Raw genomic sequence first — 13,305 nt, 5'->3', positions numbered from 1 at the left:
CATGTCCTTCGTCAGTCGTTCCAGCAACTCCCTCCTCAGCCGTTCCACCCTCTCCCTCGTCAGTGGTTCCACCGTCGCCAAGGCGGTGCTCGGGCCGCTCGCTGCGGCCGTGCTCCTCATCGTGCTGAACACCGGGGCCATCCCGCCCTACCAGGCGTATTCCGTGGGTCTCGCGGCCGTTTACACGATCCTCGTCCTCTCGGTGAATCTGCTCGCCGGCTGGGCGGGCATCTGGTCGATCGCCCACCCCGCGTTCTTCGCGTTGGGCGCCTACTTCGCGGCGTACGGCAGCACCCACGGCTGGTCACTGGAGCTCGTGCTGCTCGGCGCGACCGTGTGCGCAGCGGCCCTCGGGGCCTTCCTGGGAGCCGCGGGAGCCCGCTTCTCGATGCTGTACGTCGCGCTGCTCACGCTCGCGTTCACCATGGTGTCGCTGGAGGTCATGGGCCAGTGGACCGCAGTGACCGGCGGCGACCAGGGCATCCCCATGGAGAAACTGCACAGCGCCCTCGGTCTCGGCACGCTGGCCAGCGCCGGCACCCAGGCGCAGTACCTCGCGGTGGGCGCGGCCGGGATCGCGCTCGCCGCGGCCGCGCTGGCCCGGCCCAGCGCCCTGCGGATGCGACTGGTCGCCGCCAAGTCCCATCCGATGGCCGCCCGTTCGATCGGGATCGCACCCGAGGCCCAGTCCGCGCTGGCCTTCGCGGTCAGTGCCGTGTTCGCCGCACTGGCGGGCGTGCTGCTCGCCCTGGTCGTCGGATTCGTCAGCCCCGACCCCTTCTCCTTGGCACTCTCGATCGCGCTCATCTCCGCGTGCGTGCTCGGCGGCGCGGGCACCCTGCTGGGCGCGGTCGTCGGCGGCGCATACCTGACCTGGGCCCCAACGGTGGCGGAGAGCGCGGGACTGGCGCAGCCGATCCTCCAGGGGGTCGTCCTCATCGCCGCGTTGCTGTTCCTGCCGGGCGGAGTGGTGCCCTTCCTCGGACGGACCGCGCGCCGACTGCTGCGACGACCGTCCGCGCACCCCACGACCCCGGTGCAGCCGTCGGAGGAGTCCCCGCAGCGGGTGCCGGCACCGTCGGCTACCGCGGACGAAGTGCTGCGCCTCGAGGACATCGCGGTCACCTTCGGCGGGCTCAAGGCACTCGAGGGTGCCTCTCTGTCCGTGCGGGCCGGCGAGACGCTCGCCGTCATCGGGCCCAACGGCGCCGGAAAAACGACCCTGTTGAACGTCCTGTCCGGACTCGTCGGCGGCGGACGGGTGGCGGGCAGCGCCCACTACGCCGGCAAGTCCCTGCTGAAGAGCCGTGCCACCGCACGCCGCCGGCTCGGCATCGGGCGCACCTTCCAGCACGCCGAGACGTTCCCCGAGCTCACCGTCCTGGAGAACGTGCTCTGCACCCGTCGCCGTATCACCGCACACGACCGGGAAAGGGCCGCCGAACTCCTGGACCGCTTCGGTCTCGCGCACGTCGCGGACCGCTACCCGGCCGAGCTGCCGTTCGGCCTCCACAAGCGACTCGACCTCGCCCGGGCGCTCGCCGAGGAACCCGGACTGCTCATCCTGGACGAGCCGTTCGGCGGCCTCGACGCCACCGAACGCACGCTGCTGACACGGCAGATCGTGCGCCAACAGGAACACGGCACAGCTGTCGTGATCATCGACCATGTCCTCGACGACCTGTTCGCCGTCGCCCACCGTGTGGTCGCCTTCGACTTCGGTCGGCCGATCGGCGAGGGCACACCCGGCGAGATCCTCGACGACCCGCGCGTGCGCTCCTCCTACCTCGGCGAAGGAAGCACGCGGGACGAACTCCCCGCCCGCGACGGCACCGAGAACCCCGCCGTGCACCTCGACGCCGTGGCACACGCCTATGGCGGGGTCACCGCGCTGCGCGAGGTCGGCCTCACCGTCCCCCGGGGCAGCGTGCTCGGAGTCGTCGGCGCCAACGGCGCGGGCAAGAGCACCCTGGGCCGGATACTGCACGGGACGCTCCCGCCCACCCGGGGCCGACGCAACGCCGCGGGTGACCTGCACACCGCGCTGGTGCCCGAGGGCCGCGCCCTGTTCAAGACGCTGTCCCTGCGCGAGAACCTGGAGGTCGCCGCCTACGCCGCCGGCATCCGGGGGACCGAGCTGCGAGCGCGGCTCGCGGAGACCACGCAGTGGCTGCCACCGCGACTGCGCGAGCGCATGGGGATGACGGCCGCCGGGCTCTCCGGAGGCGAGCAGCAGGTCCTGGCGATCGCCCGGGCCCTGATGGCACGGCCGGACCTGCTGATCGTCGACGAACCGGCGCTCGGGCTGTCCCCCGCGATGGTCGACGAGGTGTACGCCCGTATCGGCCGCCTCGCCCGAGAGGGCATGACGATCGTCCTGTTGGAGCAGTCCCTCGGCCGCGCCGCGTCCGCCTGCCACGAGGTGGTCGTGCTGCACGAGGGCGGCATCGCGGTCCGGGGCGAACCCGCCGACCCGACCTTCCTCGCCCGCGCCGAACAGGCCTACTTCGACGGGGAGGAATGCCGCCGTACCGGTCCCACAGGGCTGAGACAGCCCACATCCCGTAGCGAGGTTCCTTCAGCCCCCAAGGAGAGTGGCGTGCGCGCAGAAGACGTGGATCTGCTGATCATCGGCGCGGGAATGGCCGGGCTGACCGCCGGCGCCCGCGCCGTCCGCAGCGGCCTGTCCGTCACGATCGTCGAGATCGGCGCGGACATCGGCGGCTCGGCACGCTTCGCCGGCTACGCGTGGACCGCCCCGAACCACGAAGTCATGGACCAGCACAACCCGCGCGGCGACCGTGAGTTGAAGCGGGCACTGGTGGACCGCTTCGCCGACGGCATCTCCTGGATCCGCTCCCTCGGCGTGGAGGCCAAGGACGCACAACGCGTCCTCAGCTTCGGCCGCGGGCACCAGTTCGACACCAACCACTACATCGGCACCTGTCGGCAACTGATCGTCGAAGGCGGCGGCGAACTGCTGCTGGAGACCGACACCGAACAACTGGTGGTCGAGCGGGGAGCCGTGGTCGGAGCGGACCTCAGAGCCACCGACGGCACACCCAACCATCTGCGCGCCCGCACCACACTCGTCGCGACCGGCGGCTTCCAGGGCGACCTCGCGCTCCGTACCGCGCACGTGCACCCCCACGCCGACCGGATGCAACTCCGCTCGAACCCTCACAGCCGTGGCGGCGGTTACCGTCTGGCCACCCAGGCCGGCGCGGCGACCGGTCCCGACGACGCCGGCTTCTACGGCCACCTCATTCCCAGCGGCATCCCGTTCGCCGACCCGGCCGACTTCGTCGACATGTCGCTTTACTACAGCGAGCACGCCCTGCTCCTCAATCTGCGGGGCGAGCGGTTCGCCGACGAGACGCTGGGCGACCACCTCACGGCCATGGCACTGCTCGACCAGCCCGAAAGCCGCGGTCTCCTGATCGCCGACGCCCGCGTCTTCCGCGACTGGATCACCGGCTCCTACGTCGAGGGGGCCGTCGCCGTCGACAAGTTCGCCCTCGCGAGCAGACGAGGGGGCCGTGTCGGGCTCGCCGAAGACCTCGACGAACTGGCTTACCTGCCCGAGGAATGGGGCTACCACGGCGAGACCGTCCGCGACGTCGTCAAGCTGTTCAACGAGCACGCCTCGGCAGGATCGGCGCCCTCGCCCGGCCGGGAGCTGGACGGCCTGCCGCTGGACGAACCGCCGTACTACGTCATCGAGACGGTGCCCGCGATCACCTTCCCGTTCCACGGCGTGCGCATCGACGACCGGGCCCGCGTCCTCGGCGAAGACGGACGGCCGGTCCCGGGACTCCTCGCCGCCGGATCGGACACCGGCGGCCTGTGGCACCGCGCGTACGCGGGCGGCCTCGCCGCGGCCCTCGTCTTCGGCCTCACTGCCGCGGAGACCGCCACCGAACCAGCTCATCGTCCTTGACCACGCCGGTCGACGACCTCACCACCCTCGCAGGAGTCAAAGATGACAACGATCGATCACAAGGCCTTCTTCATCGACGGGGCGTGGCGAGCGGCCTCGGGCGCGGACCGCTTCGACGTGATCTCCCCGAGGTCGGAGCAGCGCATCGGGAGCGTCCCGGCCGCCTCCAGGGAGGACATCGACGCCGCGGTCGCCGCGGCCCGGCGCGCGTTCGACGAAGGGGAGTGGCCCCGGCTCACCCCCGCGGAGCGAGCCGGCTATCTCTCGCGTCTGGCCGACGGCATCGAGAGGCGGCAGACCGAGCTCGCCGAGCTGATCACCGAAGAACTCGGCTGCACGCTGTTCCTGTCGCAGGTCTACCAGGCCGTGGCGCCCGTCATGAGCTTCAACTACGCCGCCGAGATCGGCCGAAGCCTGCAGACCGCCGAGGTGCGCATCAGCGACCTCTCCTCCCTCGCCGGCAAGTCGGCAGGAGGCAGCATCATCCCCATGGCGGGTGCCAGCCTGGTCGTCAAGGAACCCGTCGGCGTGGTCGCCAGCTTCCCGGCGTACAACTTCGCGCTCCCGGCGATCGGCCAGAAGGCCGGGCCGGCGATGGTCGCGGGCTGCACCGTCATCGTCAAGGTCACCGAACCCAACCCGCTGGCGATCTTCGTCATCGGTGAGATCTGCGAGGAGATCGGCCTGCCGCCCGGTGTCCTGAACATCGTCGCGGCGCGCGCACCGGAGTCCGAGTACCTGGTCCGCCACCCCGGTGTGGACATGGTCAGCTTCACCGGCTCGGCCGACGTCGGCGCCAAGATCGCGGCGGCCTGCGGAGAACTCGTCCGACCGTGCGTGCTGGAGCTCGGCGGCAAGTCCGCGGCCATCGTCCTCGAGGACGCCAAGCCGGAGGACGTACTGCCCACCCTCGTCGGGGCCACCGCCGGCACCAACGCGGGCCAGAGCTGCGTCGCCCTGTCGCGACTCCTCGTCCCCGAGTCCCAGTACCGCGCCTATGCGGAGGCCCTGGCCGACGGCTTCGCGTCGCTCAAGGTCGGCGACCCCATGGAAGCCGACACCGTCGTCGGACCGCTGGTCACCTCGCGCCAGCGCGAACGCGTCGAGTACTACGTCGATGTGGCGCGCAAGGAGGGCGCGACGATCGCCTACGGTGGCCGCCGCCCGTCGCACCTGGAGCGCGGCTGGTACTACGAGCCGACACTCGTCACCGACGCCAACAACCAGATGCGAGTCTCCAGGGAGGAGATCTTCGGACCCGTCGCCTCGCTCATCCCCCACCGCGGTGAGGACGACGCCATCCGTATCGCCAACGACAGCGACCTGGGGCTGGCGGGCTCCGTGTTCACGGCGGACGCGGCACACGGCTTCGAGGTCGCCCGACGCGTGCGCACCGGCACGTTCTCGGTCAACACATTCGCAGCCGACCTGGGCTCGCCGTTCGGCGGGTTCAAGAGGTCGGGGATCGGTCGAGAGCACGGTCCCTACGCCGTGGAGGAGTACCTCCAGACGAAGACGATCTCGATCGACCCCAGCCAACAGCTTCCGGAGTCGGTCACCAGGAACGTCCCGCACGGAACCGGACCCGGGACGCGCGGCTCCGCCGGCTGACCTCAGCCCCGTCAGTCGCCCACTCCCTCTCCGACACCCGAGCACGATGGAGACGCCATGCACCACCGTCACCCCGGCATCGACCCCCAACTGCTGTCCGAGACCGAGGAACAGCGGGAACTGCGCACCGTCCTGCGGGACTTCTTCACCGAGGAGAGCGGTCCCGAGGAGGTCCGCAAGCACCTGGCCACGCCGCGCGGACACGACGAGACGCTGTGGGCGCGGCTCGCGGGTGAGATCGGGGTGCACGGTCTGGCGATTCCCGAGGAGTTCGGCGGCTCGGGCTTCACCTTCGCCGAACTCGCCGTCGCGCTGGAGGAGGCCGGGCGGGCGCTGTACTGCGGACCGCTGCTCCCCACATTGGTCCTCGCCGCGCACGCCCTGCTGAACAGCGGGGACCGGCAGGCGTGCGAGCGCTATCTGCCGCGGATCGCGGATGGCACGCTCACCGCGACGGTGGCCGGGTTCGACGAGGTCGAGCCCGGCATCGTCGCCGAGCGGAGCGGGCCGGGGTGGGTGCTGCGCGGGGCGGCCGACTTCGTCCTGGACGGAGCCGGCGCGGATCTGATCGTGGTCCGGGCCGAAACCACCGAGGGCGCGCGGCTGTTCGCCTGCGAGCCGGACCAGGACACCTGCCCGCGGACACCTCGCCGTGTCCTGGACGAGACGCGCCGCCAGGCGCTGGTGGAGTTCCGTGGCGCACCGGCCACCCCCGTGGGCGAGTCGGGTGAGGTGACGGCGGCACTCGACGTCGGGCGGGCCGCGCTCGCCGCCGAGCAGGTCGGCGGCAGCGGCCACGCGCTGGACGCCACCGTCGAATTCGTCGCCCAGCGGGAGCAGTTCGGGCGCCCCATCGGCTCCTTCCAGGCGGTCAAGCACCGCCTGGCCGACGTGCTGGTCGCACTGGAGGCGGCGCGCTCGGCATCCGCGTACGCGACCGCCTGCGTGGCCCTCGCGTCACCGCAACTGCCGGTGGCCGCGAGGGCCGCCGCCGCGGTCTGTTCCGAGACCTACCGCCTGGCGACGGCCGAATACGTCCAGCTGCACGGCGGGATCGGCTTCACTTGGGAGCATCCGGCACACCTTTACGTGCGCAGGGCACGCAGCAGCGAGGTGCTGTTCGGCACCGCGGACCACCACCGCACCCGACTCGCCGAACTCGTCGGTCTCACCACGCGCCCCGCGGCCTGAACGGGCACGGACATGACACCCAACACCGACCTCACCCTCGCCACGCCGTTCACCCTCGGTGATCTCACCCTCCGCAACCGCCTGGTCGCCACCGCCCACGCCATCGCCGCCGTCGCCGACGGCGCCCCCACCGACACCGACGCGGCCTACTGGCGGCGCCTGGCGCGGGGCGGCGCCGGCATGGTGATCACCGGAGGCACCGCCGTGGCCCCCGAGTCGACCCTGCCGCAGCGCTACCTGACGGAGGCGTGGCGCCCCGAGATCAAGGACGCCGTACGCCGCCGCGCCGAGGCCATCACGGAAGGCGGCGCCGTCGCCATCGCCCAGCTCGTCCACCTCGGTCGCGAGACCCTCGGCGCGGGCACCTACTACCCACCGGTCTCCGCCGCCGCCGTCCGTTCCCCCCGTGAGGCGACCGCGCCCCACCCGCTGAGCACGGAGGAAGTGCGCCGAGTCGTCGAGGCCTTCCGCGTCTCGGCGGCGAACAGTGTGCAGGCCGGCTTTCACGGCATCGAACTGCACGCAGGCCACGGCTACTTGCTCGCCCAGTTCCTCTCTCGCGTCAACAACACCCGCGACGACGAGTACGGCGACCGCATCGCCCTGCTCGCCCAGGTGATCGACGCCATCCACACCGAGATCGGCCGACTCCCCATCGGCGTACGGCTATCGGTGGAGCCTGGCGACAACTCCGGGCTCGGCCTGGACGACCTGACCGAGCTGCTTCCGCGCCTGTACGAGGCATCGCCCTTTGCCTACGCCAACGTCACCACCGGCGTCCGCAACACCTACGTCCCCGGCATGGCCACCACCAGCCCGCCCCTGCTGGAGTCGGTGGCCCGGCTGCGGACGGCGGTGGCGGTGCCGTTGCTGATCAGCCAGGGGTTCCGGTCGGTGGCCGACATCGAGCGGGCGCTGGACTCGGGCGCCGATCTGGTGGGCATGGCACGGCCCTTCATGGCGGACCCGGACTTCGCCCGCAAGGCGATCGTGGGCGACGAGCGCTCCGTACGCCCCTGCACGGGCTGCAACGAGGGCTGCCGGACCTTCGAGCCCACCGGATCCTGCTCGGTGAACCCGGAACTCGGCCCGCCGGGAGCCACCTCCCGCCCGGCCATACCTCTGTTGCTCACCCGGCGCGCATCCCGCACCGGGCCTGTCGCCGTTCTCGGTGCGGGCCCCGCGGGCATGGAGTGCGCCATGGCCCTCGCCCGCACCGGCGCCGAGGTCGCCGTCTACGACCGTGCCCGGGAGGCCGGCGGTCAAGCACGTCTCGCCGCACTCGCCGCGAACCGCTCCGGCTGGCACAAACTCGTCGCCTACCAGCGCGACCAGCTCGCCGACCTCGGCGTGCGCGTGCTGCTCGGTACGTCCGTGACCTCCGCCGAACTGGCCGAGTACGCCCAGGTCGTGCTCGCCACCGGCGCCGAGGAGACGGCCGTCCCCGTACCGGGCGAGCTGCCCACGCTCACCAGCACGGACTTCCTCGACCGGTACGCCGACCTCGTGCCGCGGGCGCCCAGGGTGGCCGTCCTGGACGACGGCTTCGGCTGGTGGCAGGGCATCAGCGCCGTCGAGAGCGCGCTGGCGGCCGGTGCTCGCGAGGTCACGGTCATCACCCCCGGCACCGGGTTCGCGACCGGCCTGTCACCGGAGAACCGCACCCAGCTGATGAACCGCCTGTCCGGCGCGCCGCTCCGTATCGCCGTGATGAACACCGTGGCGGCCACGACGGCCGGCGAACTGCGCCTGCGCAACGTCATGGACGGCCACGAGACGACCCTCGCCGCCGACATCCTGGTGACCGTCGGCGAACGCCGCCCGCGACGCCCGGACTTCACCGCGGCCGACGGCCGGACCGTCCGCGCGATCGGCGACTGTGTGGTGCCGCGCCGCATCGCGCACGCCCTCGCGGAGGGGCGTGCGGCCGCGGAGGCGGTCGCGTCGGGGACACGGTGAGCAAGCGATCGTGTGTGAGCCGGCCACTGGACCACCAGCGGCCGGCTCACACGAAGGGATGCCGTCTGCTCAGGCCTCGTAACCGTAGAATCCGCGGCCGCTCTTACGGCCCAGGTGGCCGGCGGCGACCATGCGCTGGAGCAGCGGGGGAGCGGCGTACAAGGGTTCCTTGAACTCGTCGTACATGGACTCGGCGACGGCCTGTGCCGTGTCCAGGCCGATCAGGTCGAGCAGCCGCAGCGGGCCCATCGGGTGGGCGCAGCCCAGCTCCATGCCGTGGTCGATGTCCTCCGGCCGGGCGGCCCCGGACTCCACCATGCGGATCGCGGCGAGCAGAAACGGCACCAGCAGCGCGTTGACCACGAACCCGGACCGGTCGGGCGCCTCGATGACCTCCTTGCCGAGCTGCTCGGCGACGAAGGAGCGGGCGCGGGTCACGGTGCCGGGGACGGTGGTGAGCGCGGGGATCACCTCGACCAGCTTCTGCACCGGTACCGGGTTGAAGAAGTGCAGGCCCACGACCTGGGCGGGCCGTCCGGTGGCGACGGCGAGGTCGACGACGGGGATCGAGGAGGTGTTGGTGGCCAGGACGGCCTCCGGGTCGGTGACCACCTTGTCGAGCTGACGGAAGACGTCGAGTTTCACCTCCCGGTTCTCGGCGACGGCCTCGATGACGATCTGCCGGTCGGCCAGGTCTCCCAGGTCATGGGTGAACGACAACCGGGCCAGGGCCCGGTCGCGGTCGGCCTCGCCGAGCTTGCCGCGCCGCAGACCGCGGTCCAGGGATGCCGTGACGCGCTCGCGGCCGGCCGCGGCCAACTCGGCCGTCGACTCGGCGACGCTGACGTCGAGGCCGCGCAGGGCGGCCACCTCGGCGATGCCGGAGCCCATGAGTCCGCAGCCGACGATGCCGAGGCGGGAGATGTCGTTCATGCACGTCCTTCCGTGGGCGAGGGCCGGCGAAGTGAGTCGCCGCCCGGATTGCGCCCTTCCATACTGAACCGAAGTAGGTGAGGGACTCAAGCACTCTATTGAAGTTAGTTCAGTTCAGTGGCAATCTCGGGAGTGTCGTACGGGGCCGACACCGAGGAGGAAGCATGCTGGCCGCCAGGCTGTACGGAGCCAAGGATCTGCGGATCGAGGAGATGCCCGAGCCCGAGCCGGGGCCGGGCGAGGTGAAGATCCGCGTCGCGTACGCGGGGATCTGCGGCACCGATGTGCACGAGTACTTCGAGACGCCGCGGGCCACGCACGTGCCCAACCCGCTCACCGGCGCCACGCTCCCGCAGACCCTGGGGCACGAGTTCGCCGGGACCGTGGTGACCTGCGGTGAAGGGGTCGACCGGGTCGCGCTCGGCGCCCGTGTCTGCGTACGGCCGATCCGCACCTGCGGAGTGTGTCCCCGCTGCACGTCGGGACTGTCCCACCTGTGCAAGGACCTGGCGGCGATCGGCGTGACCGCCCCCGGTGGCGGCCTCGCCCAGTACGTGGTCGTGCCGGCCGACTCGGTGCATCAACTCCCGGACGGTGTCCCGCTGGAGCAGGGCGCCCTGGTGGAGCCGATGGCGGTGGCCCTGAACGCGGTGGAGAGGGCCGGCGTGCCCCGTGGCGGCAGCGCGCTGGTGACGGGCGCGGGCGCGGTCGGGATGGGCGCGTTGTTCGCGTTCAAGGCGCACGGTGTCCAGGACGTGCTGATGGTGGAGCCCTCGCCGGCACGCCGTGCGGCGGCCGAACGGCACGGGGCCCAGGTGCTCGACCCCGGCGCGGTCGACGTGGCCGCGGAGGTGATGGCCTTCACCGGGGGCCATGGCGTGGACGCCGCCGTCGAATGCTCGGGCCGGGCCGGTGCCCTGAACGCCGCGATCCGCTCGCTGGCCGCCCGGGCGCCGGTGGTGATGGTGGCCCTGTACTCCGGCCCGGTGGCCATCGACGCGTCCGTCGTGCGCCTGGCCGAACTCGCCCTGCTCGGCTGCGAGGCCTACCCGGACGGGGTCTTCGAGCGGGTCATCGAGCACATGGCGAGCGGCCACTACCCGACCGACGGCTGGCTCGACCACATCCCCCTCCGCGACACCATCGCCGGGCTGCACGACGTCCGGGACGCGCGACGGCTCAAGGTCCTCGTGGACATTCCGGACGGCAGCGGGAGCTGAGCCGGGCGGAGGGCGGATGTCCGCCGCGGCAATGTCGACCAGGGGGTTGACAGTCGATCAACCCCTCCTCAGACTCGTAGTGAATTCAGTTCAGTTTGGAGGATCTGAGATGGCAGTGGAAGACGAAATCCAGTTCGAGCGTGACGGTCATGTCGCCCGCGTCTGGCTGAACCGACCGTGGAAGAAGAACTGCGTCACGGTGCCGATCCTGGACCGGCTCGACGAGATCATCACCGAGGTCGACGAGGACCCCGAGCTGCGGGTCCTGGTGTTCCGCGGCCGTGGGGGCACCTTCTGCTCCGGGTTCGACCTCGACAGCCTGAAGGCCGACTTCGTCGGCAAGTCGAACGCCATCGACGTCGCGGTGAAGTCCGCGAAGGTCTGCGACCGGCTCTACTCGATGAAGACCCCCTCCGTCGCGGTCCTGGAGGGCTACGTCACCGCGGGCGGCTTCGAGATCATGATCTCCTGCGACTTCGCCATCTCCGCGGACGACGCCAAGATCGGCGACTTCCACATCCGCCGCTCGCTGTTCGGCGGGGCCGGTCCGATCTACCGGGTGCCGCGCATGATCGGCATCCGCAAGACCAAGGAGCTGATGCTCACCGGCAAGCTCCTGTCCGGCATCGAGGCCGCCGAGTTCGGCCTGATCAACAAGTCCGCCCCGGCCGACAAGCTGGACGAGACGGTCGAGGACTTCATCGGGGACCTCACCGACAAGAGCCCGTTCACGATGTGGCTCACCAAGATGACCATCGACCGCAGCCTGGACGCCGACACCCAGTCGCTGATGGTCATGGAGCACCTCGCCGTGGGCGTGGCGCTCAACTCCGAGGACGCCGCCGAGGGCGTCTCGGCGTTCCTGGAGAAGCGCGAGCCCAAGTGGCAGGGGCGCTGATCCGCATGACCACGGATCCGCGCAGTCCGGCGACCGCACTCCAGGGCTCACGCTGCTCCGGCTGCTCGGTGTCGGTCTACCCCGCGGACGACGCGTGTCCGCGCTGCGGAGGGCCGGCCGACCCGGCGGCCCTGTCCGGCGCGGGCACCCTGTGGACCTGGACGGTGCAGCGCTACGCACCCAAGTCACCGCCGTACCAGGCCCCACCGGGCGGCTTCGTGCCCTTCGCGCTCGGCTACGTCGAACTGCCGGACGGCGTACGGGTGGCCGCCGTCCTCGATGTCGACGACCTCGAGGAGGTCCGCATCGGCATGCCCCTCACGGTGACCGCGGACGAAGGGGTTCCACGGGCCCGCCCCACCACCGGCCAGAAGGGGAGCGCATGAGCGCCGACGTCCTGATCTGCGGTGCCGGGCGCACCCCGTTCGGCCGCACGGAGGCAAGCGGCCGCCAACTGGCCGTCGGCGCGGTGAACAGCGCCCTGGCGGATGCCGGCATCGAGTGGTCACGGGTGGGAGCGGCGTTCGGCGGCAGCGACAGCGCCGGGCTCGCCGACACCCTGGTGGCCCAACTCGGCCTCACCGGGCTGCCGTTCGTCAACGTCAAAAACGGCTGCGCCACCGGCGGCAGCGCCTTGGTCTCCGCCGTGAACGCGATCCGCTCCGGCATGGCGGACGTCGTCCTCGCCGTCGGCTTCGACAAACACCCCCGCGGCGCCTTCGACCCACGCCCCGAGGACTGGGGACTGGGCGCCGAGTACGGCAGCGACGGACTGATGGTGACCACCCAGTTCTTCGGCATGAAGATCCAGCGCTACATGCACGACCACCACATCACGCCGCGGACCCTCGCTCTGGTCGCCGAGAAGGCGTACCGCAACGGAGGCCTGACCCCCGAGGCCTGGCGGCGCAAGCCGGTGTCCGCCGAGGAGATCCTCGACTCCGGCATGGTCAGCGATCCCCTGACCCGCTTCATGTTCTGCTCGCCGGGAGCGGGCGCCGCCGCGCTCGTCCTGTGCTCGCCCGAGGTCGCCCGCACCCTGGACGGCCCGTCGGTCACCCTGCGCTCGGCGGCCGTACGCACCCGCCGCTTCGGCTCGTTCGAGGTGTTCAGCCCCTGGATCCCCGGGGGCGAGCTCACCAGCGTCAGCCGCGACGCCTCCGCCGCCGCCTTCGAGGAAGCGGGGCTCGGCCCCGGGGACGTGGACGTGTGCCAACTCCAGGACACCGAGAGCGGCGCCGAGATCATGCACATGGCCGAGTGCGGGTTCTGCGAGAACGGCGAACAGGAGCGGCTGATCGCCTCGGGCGCCACCGAGATCGGCGGCACCCTGCCCGTCAACACCGACGGCGGCTGCATCGCCAACGGCGAACCCATCGGGGCGTCGGGCCTGCGCCAGGTCTATGAGGTCGTCCAGCAACTGCGCGGCCGGGCCGGCGAACGCCAGGTCCAGGGCGGACCGAGGGTCGGCTTCACCCATGTGTACGGCGCCCCGGGCGTGAGCGCCTGCACGGTGCTGTCCCGCTGATCCGCGACGGAAAGCCGCGACAGGA

9 protein-coding genes are annotated in these 13,305 nt (G+C 71.4%); 8 read left to right on the top strand and 1 reads right to left on the bottom strand.

From position 1 onward, the window contains the following. Position 1 precedes the first annotated feature (1 nt). From ACIBJB_RS07855 to ACIBJB_RS07840, 4 genes are read left to right on the top strand one after another with little or no spacing between them, the layout of a single operon-like run. The gene (locus ACIBJB_RS07855) at positions 2 to 3,940 is read left to right on the top strand and encodes an ATP-binding cassette domain-containing protein (protein ID WP_398927610.1); all 3,939 of its coding nucleotides are present in this window, start codon (positions 2 to 4) and stop codon (positions 3,938 to 3,940) included. A gap of 42 nt (positions 3,941 to 3,982) precedes the next feature. Next, positions 3,983 to 5,551 carry an aldehyde dehydrogenase gene (locus tag ACIBJB_RS07850; RefSeq protein WP_398927608.1) on the top strand — a complete coding sequence of 523 codons (1,569 nt, stop codon included), beginning with the start codon at positions 3,983 to 3,985 and terminating at the stop codon, positions 5,549 to 5,551. Positions 5,552 to 5,608: 57 nt separating this feature from the next. Continuing rightward, positions 5,609 to 6,742: an acyl-CoA dehydrogenase family protein gene (locus ACIBJB_RS07845; RefSeq protein ID WP_398927606.1), complete on the top strand. Its 1,134-nt coding sequence runs from the start codon at positions 5,609 to 5,611 to the stop codon at positions 6,740 to 6,742. A 12-nt stretch (positions 6,743 to 6,754) separates the two neighbouring features. Continuing rightward, on the top strand, positions 6,755 to 8,701 hold the full coding sequence (locus ACIBJB_RS07840; protein ID WP_398927604.1) for an FAD-dependent oxidoreductase: 1,947 nt from the start codon (positions 6,755 to 6,757) through the stop codon (positions 8,699 to 8,701). A gap of 69 nt (positions 8,702 to 8,770) precedes the next feature. Here ACIBJB_RS07840 and ACIBJB_RS07835 read toward each other — a convergent pair whose 3' ends face one another. Beyond that, the gene (locus ACIBJB_RS07835) at positions 8,771 to 9,634 is read right to left on the bottom strand and encodes a 3-hydroxybutyryl-CoA dehydrogenase (protein ID WP_398927602.1); all 864 of its coding nucleotides are present in this window, start codon (positions 9,632 to 9,634) and stop codon (positions 8,771 to 8,773) included. A 164-nt stretch (positions 9,635 to 9,798) separates the two neighbouring features. Here ACIBJB_RS07835 and ACIBJB_RS07830 point away from each other — a divergent pair, with 164 nt between their 5' ends. From ACIBJB_RS07830 to ACIBJB_RS07815, 4 genes are all read left to right on the top strand, one after another. Next, entirely contained in the window at positions 9,799 to 10,854 is a 1,056-nt protein-coding gene (locus tag ACIBJB_RS07830) for an alcohol dehydrogenase catalytic domain-containing protein (protein WP_398927600.1), read from the top strand. Between the two features lie 109 nt (positions 10,855 to 10,963). Next, the gene (locus tag ACIBJB_RS07825; RefSeq protein ID WP_057614564.1) at positions 10,964 to 11,752 is read left to right on the top strand and encodes an enoyl-CoA hydratase/isomerase family protein; all 789 of its coding nucleotides are present in this window, start codon (positions 10,964 to 10,966) and stop codon (positions 11,750 to 11,752) included. Positions 11,753 to 11,757: 5 nt separating this feature from the next. Next, positions 11,758 to 12,138: a Zn-ribbon domain-containing OB-fold protein gene (locus ACIBJB_RS07820; RefSeq protein ID WP_398927598.1), complete on the top strand. Its 381-nt coding sequence runs from the start codon at positions 11,758 to 11,760 to the stop codon at positions 12,136 to 12,138. Beyond that, positions 12,135 to 13,280: a thiolase family protein gene (locus ACIBJB_RS07815; RefSeq protein WP_398927596.1), complete on the top strand. Its 1,146-nt coding sequence runs from the start codon at positions 12,135 to 12,137 to the stop codon at positions 13,278 to 13,280. The genes ACIBJB_RS07820 and ACIBJB_RS07815 overlap by 4 nt, the downstream gene beginning before the upstream one ends. Positions 13,281 to 13,305: the final 25 nt, after the last annotated feature.

The organism is Streptomyces sp. NPDC050759 (genome assembly GCF_044456945.1).
GTDB lineage: Bacteria > Actinomycetota > Actinomycetes > Streptomycetales > Streptomycetaceae > Streptomyces.
Note: the sequence above shows the minus strand (reverse complement) of the source record. Positions and strands in the feature narration are given on the sequence as shown.

Excerpts from the sequence above, each read along its gene's own strand:
- ACIBJB_RS07815 (WP_398927596.1), top strand. The coding sequence starts at position 12,135 with ATGAGCGCCGACGTCCTGATCTGCGGTGCCGGGCGCACCCCGTTCGGC.
- ACIBJB_RS07820 (WP_398927598.1), top strand. The coding sequence starts at position 11,758 with ATGACCACGGATCCGCGCAGTCCGGCGACCGCACTCCAGGGCTCACGC.
- ACIBJB_RS07840 (WP_398927604.1), top strand. The coding sequence starts at position 6,755 with ATGACACCCAACACCGACCTCACCCTCGCCACGCCGTTCACCCTCGGT.
- ACIBJB_RS07855 (WP_398927610.1), top strand. The coding sequence starts at position 2 with ATGTCCTTCGTCAGTCGTTCCAGCAACTCCCTCCTCAGCCGTTCCACC.
- ACIBJB_RS07835 (WP_398927602.1), bottom strand. The coding sequence starts at position 9,634 with ATGAACGACATCTCCCGCCTCGGCATCGTCGGCTGCGGACTCATGGGC.
- ACIBJB_RS07830 (WP_398927600.1), top strand. The coding sequence starts at position 9,799 with ATGCTGGCCGCCAGGCTGTACGGAGCCAAGGATCTGCGGATCGAGGAG.
- ACIBJB_RS07825 (WP_057614564.1), top strand. The coding sequence starts at position 10,964 with ATGGCAGTGGAAGACGAAATCCAGTTCGAGCGTGACGGTCATGTCGCC.
- ACIBJB_RS07845 (WP_398927606.1), top strand. The coding sequence starts at position 5,609 with ATGCACCACCGTCACCCCGGCATCGACCCCCAACTGCTGTCCGAGACC.
- ACIBJB_RS07850 (WP_398927608.1), top strand. The coding sequence starts at position 3,983 with ATGACAACGATCGATCACAAGGCCTTCTTCATCGACGGGGCGTGGCGA.